Source organism: Phenylobacterium sp., from assembly GCF_041691455.1.
GTDB lineage: Bacteria > Pseudomonadota > Alphaproteobacteria > Caulobacterales > Caulobacteraceae > Phenylobacterium.
On sequence record NZ_JBEPUO010000001.1, the window covers coordinates 423,113 to 449,309 of the forward strand.

The window sequence follows — 26,197 nt, forward strand, 5'->3', positions numbered from 1 at the left end:
ATCTTTGCTTAGGCCCGGGTGCGGATCGGCACCTTGAGAACTCGCCGTTCCGGCTCGGGCCTGGCCAGATCTATGTGCAGTAGGCCGTGTTCGAGGCTTGCCTCTTCAACGACCATGCCATCGGCGAGAACGAAGCTGCGGATGAACCCGCGCGCGGCGATGCCGCGATGCAGGTAGGCGTCCTCGGAAGCCGCGGCGTTGCCGTCGCGGCGTCCCATGACCGTCAGTTGCCGGTCCTCCACGCTCACCTCCAGCTGATCGGGCGAAAAGCCCGCCACGGCCAGGGTGATCCGGATACCGCCATCCCCGCGGTCTTCCACATTGTAGGGTGGATAGCTCTCGGCGGCCGCCTTGGCGGCGCGCTCGATAAGACTGCGGGTGTGCTCGAAGCCCAAAAGGAACGGGCTGTCGAAGAGTAGCGACCTGTTCATCCTCAACGAGTCCTTGTCGAAAGCGACTCTCCGGCCGGGCCGCCCAAGAAGGCGCGGCTCGACCGGATGTGGATTATTTGGGGATCGGGGCCGGTGTTTTCAATGTGCGGACCGCGCCGGGCGGCTCAGCGCGCGCGCTACTTCACCTCGAAGCGGATCGGCGGGCTCTCGTAATAGCCCGCGCCGTCGGCGGCCACGACCCGCACCAGGGCGATGTGCGGCCCGGGCCCAAGCGTCCCCGCCGGCAGCGTCGTCGAAAAGCCCACCGCCGCCAGGCCGGGCGTCCTGGTGTAGTTGGCGACGTCCGGCCGGTGCTTGCCGTAGGCCGTCCCATAGGCCTTGCCGTCGATCACCACGTCGACGCCCTTGCCGGGCGCCTTGGCGATGGGATCGAACCCGAAGCCGTCGAGCAGGATCGACCGCGCCGCCGACGTCACCGCCGGCTGCTTGTTCAGGGGGTCGTGTGCGTCGCCGGCGTGATCCAGGGTGAAGCCGCCGAGCTCCGGCCGCCGGGGCAGGCCCTTGCTCAGGCCCGCGGTCGAGACCGTCTGGTTCGGCTCCGGCGGCAGGGATGCGAACGGGTCCGGCGGCGTCGGCCGCTCCTTCGGCTTGTCACAGGCGCCCAATGCCAGAGAGGCCGAGAGGGCGGCCAGCAGCGCGGCGGTCAGGATGCGGCGTGTCACGTGGCGAACCCCGGTTTGGCCAGTCGGCCCGCCTTGCATAGTCCGCCGCGCCGCGCTTCGCCTAGGGTCCAAGACATTCACTCGTGTGATAGTCAGTATTGACGGACGAGTGAGTTAGGCTCAGCTTCCCTCCACACGCGCCGAAGAGCGCAGGCCGATTCCGGCATAGGGGGCGGAACCATGAAGATCCACGCATTGTGGCTGAGCGCGTCTGTTGTGACCCTGGCGTGGTGCGGGGCCGCGGCCGCGCAGACCACCTCGTCATCGGCGGCCAAGGACGAGAAGGCCTCGGCGGTCGTGCAGGAGCTGGTGGTCACCGCCGAGCGCCGCACCACCAACCTCCAGACCACCCCGATCGCGGCAACGGTGCTGAGCGGCGCCTCCCTCGACCAGAAGGGCGTGCTCACGGTCGACCAGCTGCAGTTCGCCATGCCCGGCGTGACGGTCAACAATTTCGGTCAGGGCAACGACTTCAACATCCGCGGCATCGGCAAGGCCGAGCACAACAGCCAGACCACCACCGGCGTCATCACCTACCGCGACGGCGTGGCGACCTTCCCCGGCTACTTCCAGGGCGAGCCCTACTTCGACATCGCCCGGGTGGAGGTGTTGCGCGGCCCGCAGGGGACGTTCGTGGGCCAGAACGCCACCGGCGGGGCGGTGTTCATCACCTCGCAGGACCCGATCATCGGCGGCGAGCATCACGGCTACCTGGCCGGCCAGCTGGGCAACTACGCGGACGCCGCCGCCCAGGGCGCGGTCAACCTGCCGGTCAGCGACACCTTCGCCGCGCGGCTGGCGTTCGACACCGAACGCCGGGACAGCTTCTACAAGGTCACCGGGCCGGGTTCGAACAATCCGGACGTGGGCACCGGCAGCGTGCGGCTCGGCCTGCTCTGGAAGCCCACCGAGGCGCTGTCGGTGCTGTTCAAGACCGACTACAACTATCTGGACTTCGGCGGCTATCAGGCCGACCCGGTGCTCGCCACCAACGATCCCTTCCACATCACCGCCAACTTCCCGACCAAGGCCCTGGACCGCTTCGTCCGGACCAGCCTGAAGATCGACTATGTGATGGCCAATGGGATCACCCTGCGATCGGTCACCGGCTTCCAGAAGGGCAACACCGCCTACCAGGCCGACCTCGACGGCACCAGCGCCGCCAACTTCACCTTCGGCGACTCGGTGAACGAGACCACCTGGTCCGAGGAGCTCAACCTGATCTCACCGAGCACGGGCCGCGTCTCCTACGTGCTGGGCGTCTACCTGCAGACCGACAAGCTCGACTTCCTGCCGGGCCAGTTCTTCATCGACACGCCCACCGGCAGCATCTTCACCGAATACCGCCTGGAGGGGACCAATCCCAAGCAGACCGGCGCGGTCTTCGGCCAACTCGGCTTCAAGCTGACCGACAGTCTCGAGCTGCAGGTGGGCGGCCGCTATTCCGACGCGCGGACAACCAACCACGTCGCGATCGTCCAGTTCGGAACTCCGATCCGCGACGACCAGACGGTCAAGTTCTCCAACGCCTCGGGCAAGGTCTCGCTGAACTGGACCATCGACCCGCACAACTTCGTCTACGGCTTCGTCGCCACCGGTTTCCGACCCGGCGGCCTCAACGTGCCGGTGGGCCTGGGCATCCCCGCCCCCTTTGGCTCGGAGAAGGTCACCGAATACGAGATCGGCTGGAAGGCGGGCTTCCTGGACGGCCATCTGCGCACCCAGCTCAACGCCTACTACAACAACTATCAGAACTTCCAGGTCACCATCGGCTTCCCGACCTTCCCCACCTTCGGCTTCGAGCTCAACACCCCCAACCCGACCAAGATCTACGGCATGGAAGCCCAGGCCGAGGCGGTGTTCGGGCCCCTGTCCTTCGACGCCGGCCTGGGGCTGATGCACAGCGAGATCGGCGCCTTCTTCGCCACCGATCCGCGGATCCCGAACACCGGCGCCTGCAATCCGGCGTCGGGCCCCGCCAGCCCGTCCTGCATCAACCTCGACGGCCACGAGCAGACCTATGCGCCGGAATTCACCTTCAACATCGGCGGCCAGTACGTCTTCGACCTGGCCGGCGGCGACACCCTGACGCCCCGGCTCAACTACGGTCACGTCTCCAAGCAGTGGGCGACGCTGTTCGAGAACGCCGCGCGGGGTGACCAGGTGAGCGCGCGGGACATCGTCAGCGCCCAGCTCACCTGGACGCACAAGGACCTGGTCGCGACGCTCTATTCGACCAACCTCACCGACCAGCACTACATGGGCGCCCTGAATTCAGGCCTCCGCTTCATGGGTCCGCCGCGCCAGTACGGCGTGCGGCTGATGAAGACCTTCTAGCCCGCCCCGCGATTGACAAGCACCGGCCGCGCGCCAACTACGGGGCGGGGAAGCGGTTGAAGGGTTAGGCGCGATGCCTCGGGATTCCACGGCGAAACGCGTCCGCCGCACCAAGGCGGAACAGCGCGCCGAGACGCTCGAGCAGATCCTCGACGCGGCCGAGTACCTGTTCTCGATCGACGGCCTGCACGGCGTCACCCTGCGCGACGTCGCCCTGCGGGTCGGGGTCCACACCACGCTGCTGCACTACTATTTCGAGGACAAGCGCAGCCTGTTCGAGGCGGTCTTCGCCCGCCGGGCCGGCCTCACCAGCGGCCGCCGCATCGAGGCGCTCGACCGCTACGCCGCCGAGGCCGGCGACCGCCCCACCGTCGAGGGCGCCCTGCACGCCTTCCTCGACACCGACCTCGACCTCTACATCGAGGGCGGCGAGCTCCTGATGACCTACGCCACCTTCTGCGCCCGGGTCAGCAACATGCCGGAGGGCGCCGAGCTGATGGACGTCCACTTCGACCCGGTGGTCCTGAAGCTGGTCTCGATCCTCAAGCGCGCCATGCCCGGCACGCCGGAGGAGGACATCTTCTGGGGCTACCACTTCGTCACCGGCGCCCTGATGAACACCTTCGCCCGCACCGGCCGCATCGACCGCCTCTCCGGCGGCCTCTGCCACTCCGACGACTTCCCGGCGGTCAAGGCCCGCATGGCGAGGTTCATGGCCGCCGGCTTCCTGGCGTTGAAGGGCTAGCCCTCCCGCCCGGCTCATCCTCCGAGGCCCCAGCCCGATGCACCGCCCCCGGCCGATGCCGCAGCCGCACCAGCTGCCGCTTCAGCCGCCCACGCGGCGCTCCCGGTCCTCCACGGGCCCCGCCGGCGCCCCCTCGACGATCATCAGGAGGCGACCCCAAGCTTTCGCGCCACCCAGGGCGTTAGCGGCGGAGCTATGATCAAGGTGAGGAGGATGACCCACATTCCGATTTCAACCAGGCCATGGACGGGCGTCGTCATCCGCGAGACCGCGGTCACCAGCAGCACCGCCGGGATCGCGCCGGTTTCGCGCACGAAGGAAATAAACAGCAACTCCCTCCAACTCAGCCCCCGGCCGCCGCGCACAAAACCGAAGACGCCGATCATCAGGAACACCATCGCGGGACGCAGGATGAACATAAAGACCAGCGCCGCGGCGATGCCCAGCGGGGCATAGGCGATCAGGGCGCGGACATCCACGAGCGCGCCCACCAGCAGGAAGATCACCGGCTTCGCGACCCCATCGATCACCTGGTAGAAGAAGTGCTCGATCTCCTTCATGTGCTCTTCGACATCGAACAGCAGGCCGGCGACGAACGCGGCAAGGAAGCCGCTGCCACCGAAGACGGCGGCCCCGACGAAGGCGATGATGGGCGCGGCGAGGAAGTAGACCTGATCGGCGCCGTAGCGCGCGGCGTGCCCGCGCTTGACGTGGGTGAGCAGCCACAGGAGCAGGAAGCCGCCGATCCCGAACAGGACGCCGAACCCTACCTGCTCGCCCAGGAACCGGTAGGTTCCGGGGGTGGCCAGGGCGCGATAGGCCGTCGTCACCGTCAGCCCGACCAGCGACAGTTTCAGGAATGCCGAGGTCAGGAGGGAGCCCGCCACGTCGTTCAGCGCGCTCTCGGCCACCACGATGTCCTTGGCCGTGCGGCGCTTGAACCGGACGTCCTGGAGCACCGGGATGATCGCCGCCGGGTCGGTGGACGCGAGGATGGCCCCCAGCAGAATCACCACAGGAGCCGCGAGCGCGACGCCGAAGCCGCCGCCGATCCGCCCGACCACCCATGAAAAGGCGAACCCTGTGATCAGCACGCCCGGCAACGCCAGCAGAGCAATCTTCACAAACAGGCGCCAGAAATCCTTCAGAGGCATTTCGACGCCGCCGCTGAACAGGATGATCGCCGCGCTTGCGGTGACCAGCGACGCCAACGCCACCGGATTGGCGACGATGGGCGCAAACAGCGTATGGCCGGCGACGCCCAGCGCGATGGCGACCACAAACGACGGCAAGGGGGTGCCGCGCGTGGCATGGAAACTGATGAAGCTGCAGACCGCGAACAGCACGAGCGCGGCGAGCACCGGCGCGGTCGGCGCGTCCTCAAGGCTCGCCAGCCGTTGCAGGATCTGATCGCCGACGCCGTAGGAAATACCGGCGAAGCCGGCCACCGAGAAGATCAGCCAGAGGTAGGGCCGCAGCCTCGCGCGTGGCTGTTCCACGACGGTTCCCATCGGCGATCCCCCGGGGTTTTGCGTCACACACCTCCCCGTTGGCGACAGCGAAGCTTCACCGACTTGGCCCGCGGAGTCGCCGGCTGTCAAATGCCCGCCATCGGAGACGCGCGGCGGCGAGGCTCACCGAAGCGGACATTCCCAATGTCAGCTAGGACTCAGTTGCCGACCTGAGGTCATCGCCCCACCCAGGCCGAGTTCGGCGCGGCCAGGGCAGCATCCAGGCCACCAGGTAGATGAACGAGCTGGCGATCGCCGTCTGGCAAAGCATCAGCATCATCGCGCGCCGCTCAGCAATGGGCGTCCGACTCATTGCGGACGGTCAGAGACTCCGGTTACGGGATTTGGGCGTTGTCGAGGGCCGGTTCATGGACGGACGCACGACGGTGGAGCGAGGGACGCTTCTGCTGAGACTGCTCCTGGGCGCCCTGTTCATCGCGCACCTTTACTGGAAGTTCGCGGTTCTGCCTGGCGGCCTGGCGGCGTGGTGGGGCAACCTGCTGAAGGCCGGCTACCCGTCCGTCGTGCCGGCCTACGTGCTGTCGGCGGAGATTGCGGGCGCTCTGCTTCTGATACCGGGTGTGCTGGCGCGCTATGTGGCCGTCTACGCCATGCCGATGATGATCGGAGCGGCGCAATTCTGGTTCGTACGAAAGGGATTCTATTTTACCGCAGGCGGCGCGGAGCTCCCCCTTGTGTGGTTGGCGTTGTTGGGTCTTCAGGCGGTCATGGGAGATGGAGCCTTCGCACTCGTCCGATCGCCGGGCTGGCGTGTGCTGACATCAAGGGCGGGCGTGGTGGCCGAGGACGAATAAGCGCCATTCCGGCGGGGGACCTTTTAAGCATGAATGTGAAGTCGATTGGGAGCGCGCTGTGCGGGCTGACCGTGGCTTGCCTCGTATGCCTGTCGGCGGCCGGCGCCGAAGGGCAAGCCTATCAGGCCCCGCGCAACGCTTTCGGCGCCCCTGACCTCAGTGGTGTTTGGAACAACAATTCGCTCACCCGGCTGCAACGCCCCGCCGGGCTCCTGCCGCTGGCTGTGCAGCCCGACGATGTGCCGGCGGCCGAGCGCAAACTGATGACCAGCTACTCGCCGGCCAGCACGGCGGCAAACGTCGGCGGAACCGAAAGCGAGTGGTGGGACGGCGCGCGCCTCGCCCGGGTGGACGGGGAGTTTCGGACCTCGTGGCTGATCGACCCCGACGACGGGCAGCTGCCGTACTCGGCCGAGGGCAAACGTCGGGCGGCGGTGTTCGCCAAGGCCCAGATCGAAGCTTTCGACGGTCCCGAGTCACGCCCCGTGGCCGGCGATCGCTGCCTGCTTCCGAGTTGGGGCGCCATGGGGCCGATCATGCTGAACGCGCCCTACAACGCAAACTATCGGTTCGTGCAGACCCGCGACCAGATCGCGATCCTGGCGGAGAACAACAGCGAGTTGCGGATCATCCGGATGGGCGGGGCGCATTTGCCGTCGCAGATCAGGCCTTGGACCGGCGACTCCATCGGTCATTGGGAGAAGGACACCCTGGTCGTCGAGACAACCAATCTGCGCGCGGACGCGCCGTTGAGCCAGGCGCCGTTCTTCTCCACCGCCGAAGCGAAGGTTGTGGAACGGTTCACGCGGGTCGCGCCTGCCGCCCTGAAATATGAATTCACCGTCGAGGATCCCGCGATCTTTGCCCGTCCCTGGCGGGCGGAGATGGCGTTCGTCAGCATCGATGCGCCGCTCTACGAGTTCGCCTGTCACGAGGGCAACTATGCGATGGCCAACGTCCTGGCCGGCGCGCGCGCCGTCGAGCGAGCCCTGAAGCTGGCGACGCCTGCGCGCTAGGCGTCGCGCTTGGGTGAGGGCGCGGGCGCTTTGGCCTGCGACTTTGCCGCCAGCGTTGATCCAGGTCCGATGTCCGCAGCGCGCCAGAAGCAGACATCGACGCTTCGCCAAAGAGCAGACGTTCAATTTGGATCGTCAGTCAGCCCAAGCTCCGTCTGCAACAGATCTTCCGCACGCGCGGCCTTGAACCAGTCCGGCGTCCGCCAACGGCCCGGGATGTTCGCCTCCCCCCAGGCGGACAGCGCTTGCAACACCGGGAGGAGATCGGCGCCAGCACGCGTCAACCGATAGGTCTTTCGAACCTTGCCCACGCCACGCCGCGCGCTGGCGCTGACAAGGCCTGAGGCTTCCAGCCGGGCAAGCCGATCAGCCAAGACATTGGTGGCGATCTTCTCGGGCGCCGCCAGCAGATCACTGAAACTGGTGGCGCCGGCCATCAGCGTCCGGATCACCACGAGAGTCCACCGGTCTCCCAGGAGATCGAGCGAGGACGCGATCGGGCAGCGAGACCGGAACGGCGCATTCATGAACTTATCCTAACTTGCACTATGCAATTTAGGAAGGCACCGTTCACTTCAGACGTTGCTGCGCCCTCGGAAGATGGCGAGCCGGCACGCCGGGGGATCGGATATGGCGCGCACCTTTCGACGTCTCGCGATCGCGTTGACCGTCGCAATCGGATTGGCCCTGCTGGGGATGGCGACCAGGATGGTCTGGCCGGTCTCGACCCCGGCCTTCCGCGGTCCCGACGGCAGGCCCCTTCCACAAAGCGTCGCGACCATGGAGCGAATCTCGGTGAATGGCGTGCCGCAGTCGGTGACGATCCGCGGGCGCGACCGACGCAATCCGATTTTGATCTGGATTCATGGCGGGCCCGGCTCGAGCGAGACGACCGCGCTGCGTCACTATGACTCCGGTCTCGAGAACCATTTCGTGGTGGTCTATTGGGACCAACGGTACGCCGGACAGAACTACGATCCGCATGCGGCGAAGCCCACCGCCCTCACCATCCAGCAGTACGTGGACGACCTGAGCGTGGTGATCGATACGGTCCTGACGCGGTTCGGCCAGCGCAAGGTCGTCCTGGTGGGTCATTCCTGGGGCACTGTCCCAGGTGTCCTCTATGCGCAGCAGCATCCCGAAAAGGTGGCGGCCTACGTCGGGGTGGGTCAGGTGGCCGATGTGCCGAAGAGCGAACGGCGCTCCTACGCTTGGGCGTTGGCCGAAGCCCGGGCGCGCCATGACAAGCGCGGCGAGGCCCAGCTCGTGGCCCTCGGTCCGCCGCCGCGGCCAGGCCAGCCGATCTTTACGCCCCGCGACCTCATGATGACCTACGGCGGCTCCTTCCACCGCGACATGGGCTACGGCGATCTGATCCTGGCCGGACTGCGTCATTCGGAGGCGAACTGGCGCGACTTCCTGGCCTTCCAAGGTAGCGGCGAGTTCAGTAACCGACTCACCCAGGGTGAGTTCTCGCGCTTCGTGATGGACGACCGGCCGCAGGTCTTCTCGACGCCGATCTTCCTGCTGTCTGGCCGTTACGACCGCCAGTCCGAGGCCAGCGTCGCCCACGATTTCTATGAGCAGGTTCGCGCGCCCCGAAAGGCGTTCGTCTGGTTCGAGCAGAGCGCCCACAACCCGCCCTTCGAGCAGCCGGCCGCCCTGGACGCGTGGATCGTCCGGAATGTCCGACCGCTTGCATCACCCGCAGGCGCCTAACCGCACTTTAGGACGGCATCGCGCCAGGAGCGGACATCGGGTCCGCGCCCGCAATCGGACTGTCAGGCGCGCCGCTCGATGTCCGCTGCGCGCGCGGCGCAGGTGCGACCCGGAGTGGAATTCAGCGGCTCCGGAGGAGCCAGGAAAAGGATCGAAGCAAAAAGGACTCGCCGCCTGTTCTGACGACCTCGCCATGCGCGACGAGGACGTGCTGGGGATGTCGTTCGATCAAGGTGCGGATCTTGGGACGCGCTTTCGCGCGGTGGCGAAAACTGAGCCGGTAGTCGATGGGGGCGGCGCCTCGCCCTTCGATCATTCCGGAGCGCCTCGCAATCGACCTCAACCACCATGGCCAATGGCGCTCAAGGAAGGCTTCGCTGAACGTTTGCGACAGGTCGGCGATGATCGCGGTGCTGGAGGCGCGATGGAAGAAGATCACCTCGTCCACGAAGGGCGAATTGGTGAAATAGAACTGATCGATCTGGCCGGCCCAGCCAGCCGGCGGCTCGTCCGCCAGCGCGCCGGCGAACTGGAGAGCGTCCCGCTTTCTGATGGTCGAGGCGGTTCCCCAGAGTTTCGCATCCGGAAAGGCGGCCTGCCACTCTGCGAGAAACAGATAGTGCAGGTTGTTGGGGCTCACGATGTGTCGAACCGAGCCTAGGGCCCGAACCTCGTCCTCGATCGCCGCGGTCTTTGCTATCGGCGACCATAGCCAAAGGCCGCCATCGGCGAGGCGGACGACGGCCATCCGGGTCGGATAGGCGAAGCCGTTGAAGGAAACGAGTCCTCCATCCGCGAACCAAAGGTCAGTGCCCAGCGGCTCCAGCATCGCACCGCAGGCTAGTGCCCGAGGGATTCATTTTCCACCCATTGCGGGACCGCGAGCGCGAAAGCGGCAATCGTGACATCTATCCCGAACGTGCGTCGAACGAAGTCGTTGAAAGTCTTATCGCTGAAGTCGAGCACATAGCCTTGGGTCATTCCCAGGGCCTCGTCCACAAGCCACATATCGAGTTCCGGTTCTGGCGGCTCAGGGTCAATTTGTTCCGTTCCGAACACACCTTACCGCCTACTCTATGTTGGCAGCGATACGCGCGGCCGCGCCAACAAGCCGACCTCGCGAATGTCTTCAATGAGTCAGAAGCGGACCTAGGTCCCCACCCCACCCCCAAAAGGCGAAGGCCCGCCGGTTTCCCGGCGGGCCTCCATGGTGGAGCTAAGCGGAGTCGAACCGCTGACCTCTTGAATGCCATTCAAGCGCTCTACCAGCTGAGCTATAGCCCCAAGGTCCTTGGGTCTTCCTGCGCGACCTTTCGGCCCGCCGGGAAGGCGCGGAACCTATTCAAACAGCCCCCGGCGATCAACCCGCCATTTTCGGGGTTTTTCGCCGCGGGCCGAATCCGCCCGGATCAGCGGTCGTCGACATCCCCTTCGTCGGGCAGGCCTTCGATCTCGGTTTCGTCGAACTCGTCCTCGTCGTCGTCCTCCAGGAACGGCACGTCGGCGTCGTCCTCGACCTCTTCCTCGTCGGTGAATTCGCCGAGGTCCTCGGAGACGGCGGGCGCGGGTTCCGCGTCCTCGTCGTCGTCGGCGGCCAGCACGGGGTCGTCGATCACCTCGTCGAGCTCCGGGGTGACGACTTCTTCTTCCTCTTCTTCCTCCTCCTCGGCCTCGGCGTCGGCGGCGACCTGGTCGTCGCGCTCTTCCTCGGCCTCGGGCTCGGGGACGACCGCGCGGGCGCGGGTGCGGCGGTTGCGCACCGCCTCGTCAGGGTCGAATTCGGTGTCGCACTTGGGGCAGTGCGCCGGCCGCTTGGTCAGGTCGTAGAATTTCGCTTGGCAGTTGGGGCAGACTTGCTTGGAGCCCAGCTCGGGATTGGCCAAAGGCGATGGTCCTTTGAGAATATGTTGGGGGTCGCGATTGCGAGGCGGGCTCCCTTGCCACGCGGGGGGGCGGCTGTCAAAAGCAAACCCCCCTCTCGAAACCGCAAGCCTGCGGAGGCTCGGACCAAACAGATGACGGCGGCGTCCATGACCGCCCCGGCGGCCGGCTCGGCCGCGGTCGAGATGAAGGCGAGACGCGCCGGCCCGCTGACGGGCGTGCTGCGCGCCCCGGGGGACAAATCCATTTCGCACCGCGCGCTCATCCTGGGCGCGCTGGCCCATGGCGTCACCGAGGTCGAGGGCCTGCTGGAGGGCGACGACGTCAAGCGCACCGCCCAGGCCATGGCGGCGTTTGGCGCGGGGGTCGAACGGATCGGCGAAGGCCGCTGGCGGATCGAGGGCAAGGGCGGGTTTTCGGAGCCGGCCGACGTCGTCGATTGCGGCAACGCCGGCACCGGGGTGCGGCTGATCATGGGGGCCGCGGCCGGCTTCGACCTCGCCGCCACCTTCACCGGCGACGTCTCGCTGCGCGGGCGGCCGATGAACCGGGTGCTGAAGCCGCTGGGCGAGATGGGCGCGCGCTGGATCTGCCGGGCGGGCGGGCGGTTGCCGCTGACCTTGCGGGGCGGGGGCTTGAAGCGGATCGCCTATCGGCTGCCGGAACCCTCGGCCCAGGTGAAGTCGGCCGTGCTGCTGGCCGGGCTGCAGGCCGAGGGCGGGGCCGAGGTGATCGAGCCGGAAGCCACCCGCGACCACACCGAGCGCATGCTGCGGGCCTTCGGCGCCGAGGTGCTGGTGAGCGAGGAAGGCGCCAACGGGGGGAATGCGCGACGCATCGTCCTGGCCGGCGGCCAGTCGCTGACCGGGACCGCCGTCCGCGTCCCCGGCGACCCGTCCTCGGCCGCCTTCCCGCTGGTCGCCGCCCTGATTACCCCGGGCTCGTCGGTCACCGTCGAGGGCATGCTGCTCAACCCCTTGCGCATCGGCCTCCTGGAGACCCTGGGCGACATGGGCGCCGACCTTTCCGTCACCAATGTCCGCGAGGAGGGGGGCGAGACCGTCGCCGACGTCACGGCGCGGCATTCCGAGCTCACTGGCGTCGAGGTGCCGCCCGAGCGCGCGCCCTCGATGATCGACGAATATCCGATCCTCGCCGTCGCCGCGGCCTTCGCCCAGGGCCCGACGGTGATGCGCGGCATCGGCGAGATGCGGGTCAAGGAGAGCGACCGGATCGCCCTGATGGCCGCGGGCCTCGCCGCCTGCGGGGTCGGCGTCGAGGAGGGGCCCGACAGCCTGACGGTGGTCGGCTCGGTGCGCGCCAACCACGGGGTGGCCGGCGGCGCCCGCGTCGCCACCCACGGCGACCACCGCATCGCCATGAGCCACCTGATCCTCGGCCTCGCGTCGGATCAGCCCGTCGCCGTCGACGAACCCGGCATGATCGCCACCAGCTTCCCCGGCTTCCTGACCCTCATGCGCGCCCTCGGCGCGGAGATCGAGGCGTGACTCCTCTCCCCCCGCCCAGCGGAGAGGGAGAGGGCAGGGAGAGGGCGGCGCGCAGCGCCGGGGGCCGCATATGAGCGAGTACGCCAGCGACCGGCCGCGATTCTTCGTGATCGCCGTCGACGGGCCGGCGGCCTCGGGCAAGGGGACCATCGCGACCGGGCTCGCCAAGGCCTACAAGCTGCCGGTGCTGGACACCGGCCTGCTCTACCGCTGCGTCGGCGTGCTGATGAAGAAGGCGCGCGGGAACCTCGACGACGAGGCCGCCGCCTGCGCGGCCGCGGCCCTCCTCACCGCCGACCAGCTCGACGATCCGGCGCTCAGGACCCGCGCCGCCGGCGAACTGGCCAGCCGGGTGGCGGTGCATCCCCGCGTGCGCAACGCCCTGATGGAGTTCCAGCGCACCTTCGCCCGGCAGGAGGGCGGCGCCGTGCTCGACGGGCGCGACATCGGCACCGTCATCGCGCCGGACGCCCCGGCCAAGCTCTATGTCACCGCCTCGCCGAAGGTCCGCGCCCACCGGCGCTGGACCCAGCTGAAGGCGCAGGGCGAGCGGGTCAGCCAGAAGGATGTGCTCGCCGACATCCGCCGCCGCGACGCCCGCGACGGGGGCCGCGACGCCGCGCCGATGAAGCCCGCGCCCGACGCCGTCTTGCTGGACACCTCCGAAATGACTATAGAGCAGGCCGCCGATGCGGCCCGCCGCATCGTCGAGGTCGCGCGAGCCCGCTGGAATACGACCAGCTAGCAATCCCAACGCGCTTTCACCTCGTACGGCTGCGGGCAGATTCACTAAAGCGCGGGGTATGCCCCACGCCTTCGGTTCAACCCTTAACCCGACGTGGGGATTGCGTCCGGCGCCTGTTGGCGTGCGGGCCCTCAAGTCATTCGAAAGACAAGAGATTCTATGGCTGACGATATGAGCATGAACCCGACGCGCGACGATTTCTCGGCGCTGTTGGACGAGTCCCTTGGCGGCCGCGACTTCATGGAAGGTCAGGTTGTCCAGGGCAAGGTCGTGGCGATCGAGAAGGACATCGCCATCATCGACGTGGGCCTCAAGACCGAGGGCCGCGTCTCGCTGAAGGAATTCGGCGACGAAGAAGGCAAGGACCCGATCAAGGTCGGCGACACCGTCGAGGTGTTCCTCGAACGCGTCGAGAACGCCATGGGCGAAGCCGTCCTCTCCCGCGACAAGGCCCGCCGCGAGGAAGCCTGGACCCGCCTCGAGGCCGTCTACGAGCGCAACGAGCCGGTCATGGGCTCCATCGTCGGCCGCGTGAAGGGCGGCTTCACCGTCGACCTCGGCGGCGCCTCAGCCTTCCTGCCCGGCTCGCAAGTCGACATCCGCCCCGTCCGCGACGTCGGCCCCCTGATGGGCCGCGAACAACCGTTTGCGATCCTTAAGATGGATCGTCCGCGCGGCAACATCGTCGTTTCCCGCCGCGCCATCCTCGAGGAAGCCCGCGCCGAACAGCGCACCGAGCTGGTCTCCCAGCTGCAAGAGGGCGAAGTCCGCGAAGGTGTGGTCAAGAACATCACCGACTACGGTGCGTTCGTGGACCTCGGCGGCATCGACGGCCTGCTGCACGTCACCGACATGAGCTGGAAGCGCGTCAACCATCCCAGCCAGGTGCTGGCGGTGGGCGACACGGTCAAGGTGCAGATCGTCAAGATCAACCCCGATACCCAGCGCATCTCGCTCGGCATGAAGCAGCTGCAGTCCGACCCCTGGGACGGCGTGGAAGCCAAGTACCCGGTGGGCGCGAAGTTCACCGGCCGCATCACCAACATCACCGACTACGGCGCCTTCGTGGAGCTGGAGCCCGGCGTCGAAGGCCTGGTGCACGTCTCCGAAATGTCCTGGACCAAGAAAAACGTCCATCCGGGCAAGATCGTCTCGACCTCGCAGGAAGTCGAAGTGGTCGTGCTCGACGTCGATCCGTCCAAGCGCCGCGTGTCGCTCGGCCTCAAGCAGGCCATGGCCAATCCGTGGGACGCCTTCGTGGCGGCTCACCCGGTCGGTTCGACCGTCGAGGGCGAGGTCAAGAACGCCACCGAGTTCGGCCTGTTCATCGGCCTCGACAACGACATCGACGGCATGGTGCACCTCTCCGACCTCGACTGGGCCGTGCCCGGCGAGGAAGCCATCGCCAAGTACAACAAGGGCGACATGGTCAAGGCCAAGGTGCTCGACGTCGACGTCGAGAAGGAACGCATCTCGCTGGGCATCAAGCAGCTGGCCGGCGACCCGATGACCGGCGACACCTACCGCAAGGGCCAGACCGTCACGGTCACCGTCACCGAGATCACCTCGGGCGGCATCGAGGTGAAGTTCGGCGAGGATGAAGCCCCGATGACGGCCTTCATCCGCAAGTCGGACCTCAGCCGCGACCGCGCGGACCAGCGGCCGGAACGGTTCGCCGTCGGCGACCGCCTGGACGCCCAGATCGCCAATGTCGACAAGGCCGCGCGCCGCGTGTCCCTGTCGGTGAAGGCCCTGGAGATGGCCGAGGAAAAGGAAGCCATCGAGAAGTTCGGCGCGTCGGATTCCGGCGCTTCGCTCGGCGACATCCTGGGCGCGGCCCTCCGCGAGAAGGCTCAGAAGGACTAGGTTTCGCGAAAGGCCCGCGGGCTTCGAACGAAACAGCGGCGGATCGAGCAATCGGTCCGCCGTTTTCTTTTTACGCTTCCGCCCTATCGTGTAGGCCAGCGCCGCTTCGGCGCCCCGGGAGCGTCCTCTTGTCGTTACGTCTGGTTCTCTGTTCCGCCCTGGCCGCCGCGGCCTGCGCGTTCCCCGCCTTCGCCGCCGACAAGCCCGCCTTCGGCGCGCCGCCGGCCTGGGTCGATGTCGCCGCCATTCCGCCGCCGCCGTCGGGCGACGGCGCGCCCGCGCTCCAGGTGCTGCTCGACGACCATCAGAGCCGCCTCGATCCCTCCGGCGACAGCTATTACAACCGCCGCGTCATCAAGATCCTGAAGCCCGAGGGCCTCTCAGGCGTGAAGTCGATCAATGTGGTCTGGAGCCCGGACACCGAGACGATCACCTTCCACACCCTGAAGATCATCCGCGACGGCAAGGCGATCGACCTGCTGGAAGATCCCAAAGCGATGCTGGTCCTGCGGCGCGAGGCCAATCTCGAACAGGCGAGCCTCGATGGCCGGATCACCGCCTCGCGGCAGATCGACGGCCTGCAGACCGGCGACATCCTCGACTTGGCCATCACCCGCACCCATGCCGACCCGGTGGTGCAGGGCCACTCCTTCGACGCCGAGCGCCTCGCCTTCTCGGGCGTCGTGGGCCGCTATCGTGCGATCGTCTCCTGGCCGAAGGGTGAGACCGTCCAGTGGAAGACCACGCCCGGCTTCGGCGATCCGAGCGTCAGCGCCAAGGACGGCCGCACGGTCCTGGCGATCGACCTGACCGGGGCCCTGGCGCCCAAGGCCCCGCTGGGCGCGCCGCTTCGGTTCCGCCGGGTCGGGCAGCTCGAGGCCACCAGCTTCCAGAGCTGGAACGACATCTCCAAGCTGATGGCCCCGCTCTACGACAAGGCCTCGCAGATCGGCCCGACCTCGCCGATCAAGGCCGAGGCGGACGCCATCGCCGCGCGCACCAGCGATCCCAAGGAACGCGCCTTCCAGGCCCTGCAGCTCGTCGAGGATAAAACCCGTTACTTCTTCATCGGCATGGGCGAGGGCGGCTATGTGCCGGCCAACGCCGACGACACCTGGACCCGGCGCTTCGGCGACTGCAAGGCCAAGACAGCGCTCCTGCTGGCGCTGCTGAAGAACCTCGGTGTCGAGGCCGAGCCGGTGTTGGTGAACCTCGGCGCTGGCGACGGGATCAATGAGCTGCCGCCTTCGCTCGCCGCCTTCAACCACGTGATCGTGCGCGTGAAGATCAAGGGCGAGTCCTTCTGGCTGGACGGCACACGTACCGGCGATCGCAACGCCCAGGCCATGCAGCCGCCGCCGCACCGCTGGGGCCTGCCAGTGCGTCCGCAGGGCGCGGCGCTGGAGGCCATTGTCGAGCACCAGATCAATGTGCCGACCATCGAGACAGTCGTGCGGCTCGATGCGTCCAAGGGTCTCGACGCCAAGGCTCCGGTGCACATCACGCTGACCGCCAGCGGCATCCTCGCCAACTCCATGCGCGCCAGCCTGGCGAAAGCCCCGAAGGCGGACTTCGAGCGCGCCTTCCGCCAGCAGTTCTCCAATGCGGCCAACGGCCTGGACATCCAGGACGTCACCTGGCGCGACGACCCGGCCAAGGGCCTGTTCGTCATCGAGCTGACCGGCACGGCGGACATGGACTGGCGCAAGAACCAGGACCTGAACCTGCGGGAATACAAGGTGTCGTCGACGGCCTCTCCCCGCCCGTTCCCCAAGCGTGAGCCGGGGCCCAACAGCGACGCCCCGTTCGCCGTGCCCTATCCCGTATTCACCCGCTCGCGCACCGAGATCGTCCTGCCGGGAGACGGCAAGGGCTATACGGTCCGCGGGCCGACCGGCACAGAGCATGTGGGCGGCTACGAGATCGTCAGCCTCTCGGCGGTCGTGGGCAATGTCGCCAGCTTCACGGTGGACCAACGCTCGGTGACGCCGGAGATCAGCGCCGCCGACGCCGAGACGGCCAACGCCGCCATCCGCAAGCTGCGCGATGTCGACAGCTTGGTGCGCGCCCCGGCCTAGGCCTGCCGGCGGATGTATTCGAACGGCCATGCCCGTACCGGTTGTGGCGTCGCGTCGATGAACAAGCTCCACCGCTCGTGCGCACAAAGCCTTTTTACGCCTTGAATACAAAGGCGGACTCGCCCATGGTCACGGCGGTTCGAGGGGGCCGCATGATCAAATCGGAACTGATCGCCAAACTCGCTGAAGAGAATCCGCACCTGACTCAACGTGACATAGAGCGCGTGGTCGGGGTGGTTCTGGAGCGGATGATCCAGGCGTTGGAGACTGGCGGTCGGGTGGAGCTGCGCGGGTTCGGGGCGCTCTCGGTCCGTTCGCGCGAGGCCCGCGCCGGACGCAACCCGCGCACCGGCGAGCCGGTTGACGTGAGAGCCAAGCACGTGCCGTTCTTCAAAAGCGGCAAGGAGCTGCGCGAGCGGCTGAACCTGACCGACGACTAGGCGTCAATCGGACGGGAGAACGCGATGAGCATCTTCTCGGAATTCCGCGAGTTCATCGCCCGCGGCAACGTTATCGACCTGGCCGTCGGCGTCATCGTCGGGGCCGCCTTCAACGACATCGTCAAGAGCCTGGTCGACAATGTGGTCATGCCGCCGATCGGGATGGTGCTCAGCGGAATCGACTTCGCCCACCTGCAATGGGTGCTGCGCGCCGACGATCCGCTGACCAAGGCCAACGAACTGGTGGCCATCCAGTACGGCCTGTTCTTCAACACCCTGATCAAGTTCCTGATCGTCGCCTGGGTGGTCTTCCTGCTGGTCAAGGGCGTCAACGCCATCCGGCGCAAGGACGCCGCGACGCCGCCCGATGAGAAGCCCGCGCCGCCGCCCCAGGAGCAACTTCTGATCGAGATCCGCGACCTCCTGAAAGGCCGCCAAGCCTAGCGTCCCTTGCGGCGACGCCGCCAAGCGCCTTAATCCCCGCCCATGGGCGTTCAAGCCAAGATTTGCGGGATCAGCACCGCCGAGGCCGTCACGGCCGCCCTGGACGGCGGCGCGGCGTTCCTGGGGTTCATGTTCTTCGACAAGAGCCCGCGCAACATCGCGCCCGACGCGGCCTGGCGACTGGCGCAGCCGGTGCGCGGCAAGGCCAAGGTCGTGGCCGTGCTGGTCGACCCCAGCGATGCCGAGGTCGACCGCATCGCGCAGGTCCTGCAGCCCGACTTCATCCAGTTGCATGGCGCCGAGACCCCCGCCCGCGCCCGGGCGGTCGGCGAGCGCGCCGGCGCGGGGATCATCAAGGTCCTGCCCGTGTCGGAGGCCTCTGACCTCGCCGCGGCCGCGGACTTCGAGACCGTCGCCGACCACCTGATGTTCGACACCAAGCCCGCCAAGGACGCCGATCGTCCCGGCGGCAGCGGGCAGGCCTTCGACTGGACCCTGCTCGCCGGACGCCGATTTCCGCGACCGTGGCTCCTGGCCGGCGGTCTCAACCCCTGGAATCTCGCCGAAGCGGTGCAGCAGTCTGGCGCACCCCTGCTGGACGTTTCCTCTGGCGTGGAGCGCGGACCCGGACTAAAGGACCCCGCCTTGATCCGGGCGTTCCTCGACGCCGCCAAACGCGTCTGAAGAAACCCCCGAGGCAGTCTCGTGAACGCGCCGACCAAAACCTCGCCCAGCCGGCCCAACGACTACGCGGCCTATCCGGACGCCGATGGCCGGTTCGGCGACTATGGCGGCCGCTATGTGCCCGAGACCCTGATGCCGCTGGTCCACGAGCTGGATGCGGCCTATGCGGCAGCCAAGGCCGATCCGGCCTTCAAGGCCGAGCTCGATGGCTTCCTGAAGCACTATGTGGGCCGGCCCTCGCCGCTCTATTTCGCCGAACGGCTGACCGCCCACTATGGTGGTGCGAAGATCTATCTGAAGCGCGAGGAGCTGAACCACACCGGCTCGCACAAGATCAACAACTGCATGGGCCAGATCCTGCTGGCCATGCGCATGGGCAAGACGCGGATCATCGCCGAGACCGGCGCCGGCCAGCACGGGGTCGCCACCGCCACCGTCTGCGCCCGCTTTGGCCTGCCCTGCGTGGTCTACATGGGCGCCGTCGACGTCGAGCGGCAAAAGCCCAACGTCTTCCGCATGAATCTCCTGGGCGCGGAGGTGCGGCCGGTGACTTCGGGCTCGGCGACCCTGAAGGACGCCATGAACGAGGCTCTGCGCGACTGGGTCACCAACGTCGAGGACACCTACTACCTGATCGGCACAGCGGCCGGCATGCATCCCTATCCGGCGATGGTCCGCGACTTCCAGTCGGTGATCGGCCGTGAGGTGCGCGAGCAGGTGATCGAAGCCGAGGGACGCCTGCCCGACGCCGTCGTGGCTTGCGTCGGCGGCGGGTCGAACGCCATCGGCATCTTCCATCCGTTCCTGAACGACGACGCCGTGCGCCTCTATGGCGTCGAGGCGGCCGGCGAGGGCATGGACACCGGCCGCCACGCCGCGGCGATCAACGGCGGACGCCCAGGCGTCCTGCACGGCAACATGACCTACCTGCTCCAGAACCGCGAAGGCCAGATCACCGAGGCCCATTCGATTTCCGCGGGTCTCGACTATCCGGGCATCGGGCCGGAGCACTCGTGGCTGCACGACGTGGGCCGGGCCACCTACCTCACCGCCACCGACCAGGAGTCGCTCGACGCCTTCAAGCTCTGCGCCGAGCTGGAGGGCATCCTGCCGGCCATCGAGTCGGCCCATGCGCTTGCCCGCCTGGGCGATGTGGTCAGGGACGTCGGCAAGGATGGGGTCGTGGTGCTCAACCTCTCGGGCCGGGGCGACAAGGACGTCGCCACCGTCGCGGCCCACCTGGGGCGCACGATTTGAGCGACCATCAGATCGGCATGCTGAGCGTCACCGCATTCATCGTGATCGCGGTGCTGGGCACGTTCGTGGCGCTTCGGACCGGATATGTGAAGGTCAGGCTCGAGCTCCCGCCGGTCGCGGAGACCCATCGATGAAGGCCCGTATCGAGGCGCGTTTCGCCGACCTGAAGCGCCAGGGCCGCGCGGCCTTCGTGCCCTATGTCATGGCCGGCGACCCGGACGCGGCCACGGCGCTTGCGATCCTGAAGGGCCTGCCGGGGGCAGGCGCCGACCTGATCGAGCTCGGCTTCCCGTTCTCCGATCCCATGGCCGAGGGGCCGCCGATCCAGCGGTCCGCCCTGCGCGCGCTCGACAAGGGCATGACGCTGGCCGGCACGCTGGAGCTGGTGCGCGGCTTCCGCGCCGGCGACCAGACCACGCCGATCGTGCTGATGGGCTACACCAATCCGCTGCTGACCTGGGGCTATCAGGCCTTCGCGGTCGACGCGGCGGAGGCGGGCATCGACGGCCTGATCGTCGTCGACCTGCCGCCGGAAGAGGCCACGCCCCTGGCCGACGCCCTGGACGCCGCCGGCGTCTCGCTGATCCGGCTCGCCACTCCAACTACCGATGACGCTCGGCTGAAGGTCGTGGTCCGGCGCACTTCCGGTTTCGTCTACTATGTATCGGTGGCCGGCGTGACCGGGGTGAAGGACGCCGACGCCGCCGCGGTCGCGCCGCACGTCGAACGGGTCCGCAAGGCCTCGGGCCTGCCGGTGGCCGTGGGCTTCGGCATCAAGACTCCGGAAACAGCCTCGGCTATAGCTCGGGTCGCCGACGCCGTTGTGGTAGGTTCGGCCCTGGTGGACGAAGTCGCCGAAGCGATCCGGATGAACGAAGACGTGACCGCGCGGGTTCTTTCCAAAGTGAATTCGTTGGCTAAGGCTGTGCGCTCCGCGCGAGTCGGCCAAACGACGGTCTAGAACCATGGCGATGGCTGAACAGAGAAACGATAAACCCGGGCGACCTCCCGCCGCCCCCCGAGAACGCACCGGCTGGCTGTCGCGGATCGCGCCGGGCGTGCGCAACGCGTTTTCCAAGCGCGAGACGCCTGAAAACCTGTGGGTGAAGTGCCCCGACACCGGGGAGATGATCTATCGCCCGGACCTCGAGGCCGCGCTCTGGGTCACGCCGTCTGGCCATCACATGCGCATCGGCGCCCAGGCCCGCCTGCGCTACACCTTCGACGACGGCAAGTTCGAGCGCATCGCCTCGCCGGGCGTGGCCGACGATCCGCTGAAGTTCCCGGACGTAAAACCCTATCCCGATCGCCTGAAGGCCGCCCGCAAGGCGAGCGGCGAGCAGGACGCGCTGGCCATCGCCTACGGCCACATCATGGGCCAGCCGGCAGTGGTGGCGGTGCAGGACTTCGCCTTCATGGGCGGGTCGCTCAGCATGGCGGTGGGCGAAGCCTTCATCACGGCCGCGAAGGAGGCCGTGAAGCGCGAGGTGCCCTTCGTGATCTTCACCGCCAGCGGCGGCGCGCGAATGCAGGAGGGCACGCTCAGCCTGATGCAGCTTGCCCGCACCACGCTCGCCGTCAACGAGGTGAAAGCCGCCGGCCTGCCCTACGTCGTCGTGCTCACCGACCCCACGACCGGGGGCGTGATGGCCTCCTACGCCATGCTGGGCGACGTGCACCTGGCCGAACCCAATGCACTGATCGGCTTCGCCGGCCGCCGGGTGATCGAGCAGACCATCCGCGAGACGCTGCCGCCGGGCTTCCAGCGCGCCGAGTTCCAGGTGGAGCGCGGCATGGTCGACCGTGTGGTCAGCCGCGGCGAACTGCGCGCCGTGCTGAGCTCGATCCTGAAGACCTTGATGATGGGACGGAACCGCCTTTCCGCCGCCTGACTTGACCCCCGTTCAAGACCACGACCCGATCCGCGCCTCGGACGCGGTGATCCAGCGCCTGCGCGCCAACCATCCGAGCCTGATCGACCTCACCACGGGCCGCGTCGAACGCCTGCTGGCCGTGCTCGGCCATCCCGAGGGGCGCCTGCCGCCGGTGATCCATGTGGCGGGCACCAACGGCAAGGGCTCGACCGTCGCCTACCTGCGCGCCATCGCCGAGGCGCAAGGGTTGAAGGTCCACGCCATCACCTCGCCGCACCTGGTGCGCTTCGCCGAACGGATCCGGGTCGCCGGCCAGCTGATCAGCGACGAGCGGCTGAACGAACTCACCGACCGGCTGGAGGCCGTCAACGCCGGCGAGCCGATCAGCTTCTTCGAGATCACCACGGTCCTGGCCATCCAGGCCTTCGCCGAGACGCCCGCCGACCTCTGCATCGTCGAGGTGGGTCTGGGCGGCCGGTTCGACGCCACCAATATCTTCGATGCCCCCGCCGTCAGCGTGATCACACCCATCGACTACGACCATCTGGAGATGCTGGGACCGGAGCTGTCGAAGATCGCCTGGGAGAAGGCCGGGATCATCAAGCGCGGCCGGCCAGTGGTTTCGGCCCGCCAGCCGGAGGAGGCGCTCGAGGCCGTAGAGCGCGAGGCGGACGACCGCATGGCGCCCCTGTTCCTGATGGGCCGCGACTTCGACGCCTGGGAAGAGCGAGGCCGGCTGATGGTGCAGATGCCCGACCGCCTGCTCGACCTGCCGCCGCCCAGCCTCTTCGGGGGCTATCAGTTCGAAAACGCCGGTCTGGCGGTGGCCGCGGCCCTGACCCTCAACCACGACCTGGGCGAGGACGAGCTGGGCCGCGGCGTCGCCTCCACAATCTGGCCGGCGCGCTTCCAGCGCCTGACCCGGGGCCCGCTGGCCGCCCTGGCCAAGGCCCGGGGCTCCGATCTCTGGCTCGACGGAGGCCACAATCCGCACGCCGGCCGGGCGCTGGCCGAGGCGGCCTCGCGCCTGGTCGACCGCGACCCGCGGCCCCTGGTGCTGGTCACCGGCATGTTCGCCCGCAAGGACGCCGAGGGCTATTTCCGCCCCTTCGCCGAGATGCACCCGAAGGTCTTCACCACCACCTTCGACTCGCCCAACGCCGCGACGCCGGGCGACCTCGCCGAGGCCGCGCGCCTGGCGGGCCTGGCCGCCGAGCCGGTGACCGACGTGACGGAGGGCCTGCGCAAGGCGCTGGGTGGGTCGGGCCCCGCGCCCCACGTGCTGATCTGCGGCGGCCTGCACTTCGCCGGGGAAGTCCTGGCCATGAGCCCGGAGACCTGGCCGAGCTAGCGAGCGGTCTCATCGTTCGGCGAGCAGCACGATCCGCGCCTCCGGCCTGGCGGCGAACCGGCGGGGGACCAGCGGCCACCGCGAACGGGCCGCCGCGCCGGCCAGCGCAACGGCCCGACAGTGGCGAAGGTCTCGACGCGCGTCCTTCATCAGCGGGGAGAAGTCCGGCGCGCCACAGGCCAGGATCGCCGCCTTCGACAGGCGATCGAGGAAGTGGTCGGCCCCGGCCGCGGTTGTCAGGTCGAGTCCCTCGGAGCTGACCCGGATGCTCACGGTCTCGGAGCGGGGATCCGCACGGGCGGCGCTCGCCGGACAGCTCAGGGCGGCCATGACGGCGGCGGCGGCGGCGAAAAGGGCGAGGTGTCGAGTCATCAGGGCGCTCCGACGGCGTTGCAGCGCGAGTGACGGATCATTGCGACTACGGGAGAAGGCCTGCCGCGACTCTTGCGAGTGCGGGGACCGTCTTCGAATGCCATCTGATCGAACGCCATCATCGCGCCTGGGTTCTGCGGGCAGGATTGCCCCGCGACGCCAGGGAACCGCATCGTGGCCGGCGACGCCCGGCCGCGGACCTTGCGGATTGCCGGTCGTTTGCCGATGAACGCCGATATCCCGCCCGCGGCCGTCGATCTCTCCCGGGAGCCAGACTTCCGCCTGGGGGACGTCGAGGCCCGCCCGTCGCGCCGCGAGCTCGTCACGACGAGCGAGCGGACGTTCCTTGAGCCCCGGGTCATGCAGGTGCTCGTGGCGCTGGTCCGCCAAGGTGGCGAGGTGCTCTCGCGCGACGCGCTGATCTCCAGCTGCTGGGACGGGCGCGTCGTCGGTGACGACGCCATCAACGCCTGCGTGGCCAAGGTCCGCCGCGTCGGCGAAGCGACGGGCGCCTATGCGATCGAGACGATCCCGCGGGTCGGCTACCGGCTCATGGCCTCCGGCAGGGCGGCCGCCGCCCCGGCCTGCGACGAGGTGCTGCTCGCGGTGCTGCCGTTCGAGAACCTCTCCGACGACCTGCAACTCAGCTATTTCTCGGATGGCGTCTCCGAGGAGATCCTTCAGACCCTGGCGCAGCGGGCCGGACTGAAAGTCATCGGGCGGTCGTCCAGCTTCCAGTTCCGCGGCGCCGACAAGGCGATCCCCAACGTGGCCGCACGCCTCAAGGCCACCCATGTCCTGGACGGCGCCGTGCGGCGCAGCGGGCAGGTCACCCGCATCTCGGCCCAGCTGATCGAGTGCGCGACCCAGACGACGGTCTGGGCGGACCGGTTCGAGCGGGAGCTCTCCGACATCTTCGCCCTGCAGGACGAGGTCGCCGCCGCGGTCGCCCACGCCATGCGCTGCGCGCTCTCGCCGGCGGTCCGCAGCGGCGCTGTCGACCCGATCGCCTACGATCTCTACCTTCGGGGCAACACGCCGCCCCGGGACATGGACACTGCCTTTCGCGTCCAGGTCGCCCAGCTCGATGAGGCGGTGCAGCGCGCGCCGGAGTTCGCCGACGCCTGGGCCAGCCTTGGCTATGCCCGGGCGAGCCGCGCCTACTACCTGGCAGGATCCGAGGCCGGACCGCTGCGCGAGCAGGCGCGGTCGGCGGCTCTGCACGCGCTGGGTCTGGATCCCCGATGCGGCCTGGCCGCCGCGGCCATGGCCCATTCGATCCCGGCCTATGACGCGGTGACCGAGCACGGGGTCTGGATCACCAGGGCGATCCGCTGGGCGCCGGACAACGCCATCGTCAGCCGGCTCTATTCGCGGACACTCTCGGCGGTGGGTCGAGGCCGGGAGGCGCTGGCGCTCGTCCGCCGTGCAAACCGCCTCGATCCGCTTGACCTCCATGCCTTGGCGATGCTCGGGCGCGCGCTCTTCGAGAGCGGCGAACTGGCTGAAGCTGTGGCGGTTCTGGAAGGCGCGCGGGAGTCCTGGGACAGGCTACAGCTCTTGCCGCTGTGGGCGGCCCTCGCCCTGGGCCTGAAGGGCGACCTGGACCGCATGCGCCAGGTGCAGGCGCAGCATGACCTCGGCCCCTACGCGGGCATCCTGGCCGAGATGATCGACATCCATTTCGATCCCACGCCAGAGTCGGGCGAGCGGATCATCGCCAGGCTGCGCGATCAGGCGCGGGACGGGCGGGTGACCATCGACATTCTGGCGTCGGCGGCCCAGCGCGGCCATGTCGATGAGGTGTTCGAAATCGCCGCGCGTTCGGAGCTCGGGCCGTCATCGGACGAGGCGGCCAGCGCCGACCAGAGCACCTCGAACCTGTCGCTGCTTTTCATGCGGCCCCTGGACGCGATCCGCAGCGATCGGCGGTTCGCCGACCTTTGCGCCAGGCTGGGGCTGGTCGACTACTGGCTGGCGACGGACGTCTGGCCCGACTGCGTCGAGCAGACGGCGCCGCGCTACGATTTCAAGGCGGAATGCCGTCGGGCCGCCGAAGCGGCCCGAAAAGCGTCCTAGGCCGCGGCCGCGACGCCGGCTTCGGAGAGCCAGTCCAGGATCTTCTGCTTGGGCATGGCGCCGACCTTCATCGAGGCCATCTGGCCGTCCTTGAACAGCATCATGGTGGGGATGCCGCGCACGCCGTAGCGCGAGGGCGTGGTCGGGCTTTCTTCGATGTTCAGCTTGGCCACGGTGACGCTGTTGCCCAACTGGGTGGCGATCTCTTCGAGGGCCGGGGCGATCTGCTTGCAGGGGCCGCACCACTCGGCCCAGAAGTCGACCAGAACCGGTCCGGAGGCCTGCAGGACGTCCTTTTCGAAGGATTCGTCGGTGACCTTCACAGTGCTCATGGAAATCTCCTTATGCGTCAGCGGGTTCC

At 68.0% G+C, this 26,197-nt stretch carries 27 protein-coding genes and 1 tRNA gene; 18 read left to right on the forward strand and 10 right to left on the reverse strand.

What is annotated here, in order from left to right:
- Nucleotides 1-8: 8 nt before the first annotated feature.
- Both ACESMY_RS02245 and ACESMY_RS02250 read right to left on the reverse strand, forming a co-directional pair.
- Nucleotides 9-431 carry an Hsp20 family protein gene (locus tag ACESMY_RS02245; protein WP_372781726.1) on the reverse strand — a complete coding sequence of 141 codons (423 nt, stop codon included), beginning with the start codon at nt 429-431 and terminating at the stop codon, nt 9-11.
- Between the two features lie 137 nt (nt 432-568).
- Nucleotides 569-1,114, reverse strand: a complete 546-nt coding sequence (locus tag ACESMY_RS02250) for a hypothetical protein (RefSeq protein WP_372781728.1) — start codon at nt 1,112-1,114, stop codon at nt 569-571.
- 180 nt (nt 1,115-1,294) lie between these two features.
- Between ACESMY_RS02250 and ACESMY_RS02255 the strand changes: the two genes are divergently transcribed.
- Entirely contained in the window at nt 1,295-3,451 is a 2,157-nt protein-coding gene (locus ACESMY_RS02255) for a TonB-dependent receptor (protein ID WP_372781730.1), read from the forward strand.
- A 73-nt stretch (nt 3,452-3,524) separates the two neighbouring features.
- Entirely contained in the window at nt 3,525-4,196 is a 672-nt protein-coding gene (locus ACESMY_RS02260) for a TetR/AcrR family transcriptional regulator (protein WP_372781732.1), read from the forward strand.
- 143 nt (nt 4,197-4,339) lie between these two features.
- Here ACESMY_RS02260 and ACESMY_RS02265 read toward each other — a convergent pair whose 3' ends face one another.
- Nucleotides 4,340-5,707 carry a cation:proton antiporter gene (locus tag ACESMY_RS02265; RefSeq protein ID WP_372781734.1) on the reverse strand — a complete coding sequence of 456 codons (1,368 nt, stop codon included), beginning with the start codon at nt 5,705-5,707 and terminating at the stop codon, nt 4,340-4,342.
- Nucleotides 5,708-5,943: 236 nt separating this feature from the next.
- Here ACESMY_RS02265 and ACESMY_RS02270 point away from each other — a divergent pair, with 236 nt between their 5' ends.
- Both ACESMY_RS02270 and ACESMY_RS02275 read left to right on the forward strand, forming a co-directional pair.
- Nucleotides 5,944-6,522, forward strand: coding sequence for a DoxX family protein (locus tag ACESMY_RS02270; protein ID WP_372781736.1), 579 nt, complete (start codon nt 5,944-5,946; stop codon nt 6,520-6,522).
- 71 nt (nt 6,523-6,593) lie between these two features.
- Nucleotides 6,594-7,538 carry a hypothetical protein gene (locus ACESMY_RS02275; protein WP_372781738.1) on the forward strand — a complete coding sequence of 315 codons (945 nt, stop codon included), beginning with the start codon at nt 6,594-6,596 and terminating at the stop codon, nt 7,536-7,538.
- A 122-nt stretch (nt 7,539-7,660) separates the two neighbouring features.
- On the opposite strand, the gene ACESMY_RS02280 is transcribed toward ACESMY_RS02275, so the two are convergent.
- A complete protein-coding gene (locus ACESMY_RS02280) occupies nt 7,661-8,065 on the reverse strand; it encodes a winged helix-turn-helix transcriptional regulator (RefSeq protein WP_372781740.1) in 405 nt (134 codons plus the stop codon).
- Between the two features lie 136 nt (nt 8,066-8,201).
- Between ACESMY_RS02280 and ACESMY_RS02285 the strand changes: the two genes are divergently transcribed.
- Nucleotides 8,202-9,257: an alpha/beta fold hydrolase gene (locus tag ACESMY_RS02285; RefSeq protein ID WP_372781742.1), complete on the forward strand. Its 1,056-nt coding sequence runs from the start codon at nt 8,202-8,204 to the stop codon at nt 9,255-9,257.
- A 121-nt stretch (nt 9,258-9,378) separates the two neighbouring features.
- Here the strand turns inward: ACESMY_RS02285 and ACESMY_RS02290 are convergent, their stop codons facing one another.
- From ACESMY_RS02290 to ACESMY_RS02305, 4 genes are all read right to left on the reverse strand, one after another.
- A complete protein-coding gene (locus ACESMY_RS02290; protein WP_372781744.1) occupies nt 9,379-10,086 on the reverse strand; it encodes a DUF4336 domain-containing protein in 708 nt (235 codons plus the stop codon).
- An 11-nt stretch (nt 10,087-10,097) separates the two neighbouring features.
- A complete protein-coding gene (locus tag ACESMY_RS02295; RefSeq protein ID WP_372781746.1) occupies nt 10,098-10,316 on the reverse strand; it encodes a hypothetical protein in 219 nt (72 codons plus the stop codon).
- 149 nt (nt 10,317-10,465) lie between these two features.
- Nucleotides 10,466-10,541 (reverse strand) — tRNA-Ala (locus ACESMY_RS02300).
- A 125-nt stretch (nt 10,542-10,666) separates the two neighbouring features.
- Nucleotides 10,667-11,140, reverse strand: coding sequence for a TIGR02300 family protein (locus tag ACESMY_RS02305; protein WP_372781748.1), 474 nt, complete (start codon nt 11,138-11,140; stop codon nt 10,667-10,669).
- 183 nt (nt 11,141-11,323) lie between these two features.
- Between ACESMY_RS02305 and aroA the strand changes: the two genes are divergently transcribed.
- From aroA to ACESMY_RS02365, 12 genes are all read left to right on the forward strand, one after another.
- Nucleotides 11,324-12,646: a 3-phosphoshikimate 1-carboxyvinyltransferase gene (gene aroA, locus ACESMY_RS02310; RefSeq protein WP_372782290.1), complete on the forward strand. Its 1,323-nt coding sequence runs from the start codon at nt 11,324-11,326 to the stop codon at nt 12,644-12,646.
- Nucleotides 12,647-12,716: 70 nt separating this feature from the next.
- Entirely contained in the window at nt 12,717-13,391 is a 675-nt protein-coding gene (cmk, locus tag ACESMY_RS02315; protein ID WP_372781750.1) for a (d)CMP kinase, read from the forward strand.
- A 159-nt stretch (nt 13,392-13,550) separates the two neighbouring features.
- Nucleotides 13,551-15,257 carry a 30S ribosomal protein S1 gene (gene rpsA / locus ACESMY_RS02320; protein ID WP_372781752.1) on the forward strand — a complete coding sequence of 569 codons (1,707 nt, stop codon included), beginning with the start codon at nt 13,551-13,553 and terminating at the stop codon, nt 15,255-15,257.
- A gap of 128 nt (nt 15,258-15,385) precedes the next feature.
- Nucleotides 15,386-17,335 (forward strand): DUF3857 domain-containing protein, encoded by a 1,950-nt coding sequence (locus ACESMY_RS02325; protein ID WP_372781754.1) that lies wholly within the window; start codon nt 15,386-15,388, stop codon nt 17,333-17,335.
- Nucleotides 17,336-17,487: 152 nt separating this feature from the next.
- Nucleotides 17,488-17,775 (forward strand): integration host factor subunit beta, encoded by a 288-nt coding sequence (locus tag ACESMY_RS02330; RefSeq protein WP_372781756.1) that lies wholly within the window; start codon nt 17,488-17,490, stop codon nt 17,773-17,775.
- A gap of 24 nt (nt 17,776-17,799) precedes the next feature.
- The gene (mscL, locus tag ACESMY_RS02335) at nt 17,800-18,219 is read left to right on the forward strand and encodes a large-conductance mechanosensitive channel protein MscL (RefSeq protein WP_372781758.1); all 420 of its coding nucleotides are present in this window, start codon (nt 17,800-17,802) and stop codon (nt 18,217-18,219) included.
- Nucleotides 18,220-18,261: 42 nt separating this feature from the next.
- Nucleotides 18,262-18,903: a phosphoribosylanthranilate isomerase gene (locus ACESMY_RS02340; protein WP_372781760.1), complete on the forward strand. Its 642-nt coding sequence runs from the start codon at nt 18,262-18,264 to the stop codon at nt 18,901-18,903.
- Between the two features lie 21 nt (nt 18,904-18,924).
- On the forward strand, nt 18,925-20,160 hold the full coding sequence (trpB, locus tag ACESMY_RS02345; protein ID WP_372781762.1) for a tryptophan synthase subunit beta: 1,236 nt from the start codon (nt 18,925-18,927) through the stop codon (nt 20,158-20,160).
- On the forward strand, nt 20,157-20,294 hold the full coding sequence (locus ACESMY_RS02350) for a hypothetical protein (RefSeq protein WP_372781764.1): 138 nt from the start codon (nt 20,157-20,159) through the stop codon (nt 20,292-20,294). Before trpB ends, ACESMY_RS02350 begins: the two co-directional genes overlap by 4 nt.
- A complete protein-coding gene (gene trpA, locus ACESMY_RS02355) occupies nt 20,291-21,121 on the forward strand; it encodes a tryptophan synthase subunit alpha (protein ID WP_372781766.1) in 831 nt (276 codons plus the stop codon). Before ACESMY_RS02350 ends, trpA begins: the two co-directional genes overlap by 4 nt.
- Before the next feature lie 4 nt (nt 21,122-21,125).
- Nucleotides 21,126-22,052, forward strand: coding sequence for an acetyl-CoA carboxylase, carboxyltransferase subunit beta (gene accD, locus ACESMY_RS02360; RefSeq protein ID WP_372781768.1), 927 nt, complete (start codon nt 21,126-21,128; stop codon nt 22,050-22,052).
- Nucleotide 22,053: 1 nt separating this feature from the next.
- The gene (locus ACESMY_RS02365) at nt 22,054-23,385 is read left to right on the forward strand and encodes a folylpolyglutamate synthase/dihydrofolate synthase family protein (protein ID WP_372781770.1); all 1,332 of its coding nucleotides are present in this window, start codon (nt 22,054-22,056) and stop codon (nt 23,383-23,385) included.
- Between the two features lie 9 nt (nt 23,386-23,394).
- Here the strand turns inward: ACESMY_RS02365 and ACESMY_RS02370 are convergent, their stop codons facing one another.
- Nucleotides 23,395-23,757 carry a UrcA family protein gene (locus ACESMY_RS02370; protein ID WP_372781772.1) on the reverse strand — a complete coding sequence of 121 codons (363 nt, stop codon included), beginning with the start codon at nt 23,755-23,757 and terminating at the stop codon, nt 23,395-23,397.
- A gap of 225 nt (nt 23,758-23,982) precedes the next feature.
- On the opposite strand from ACESMY_RS02370, the gene ACESMY_RS02375 reads away from it, so the two are divergent.
- The gene (locus ACESMY_RS02375) at nt 23,983-25,836 is read left to right on the forward strand and encodes a winged helix-turn-helix domain-containing protein (RefSeq protein ID WP_372781774.1); all 1,854 of its coding nucleotides are present in this window, start codon (nt 23,983-23,985) and stop codon (nt 25,834-25,836) included.
- On the opposite strand, the gene trxA is transcribed toward ACESMY_RS02375, so the two are convergent.
- Nucleotides 25,833-26,168: a thioredoxin gene (gene trxA / locus ACESMY_RS02380; protein ID WP_372781776.1), complete on the reverse strand. Its 336-nt coding sequence runs from the start codon at nt 26,166-26,168 to the stop codon at nt 25,833-25,835. The two genes, ACESMY_RS02375 and trxA, sit on opposite strands and share 4 nt — an antisense overlap.
- Nucleotides 26,169-26,197: the final 29 nt, after the last annotated feature.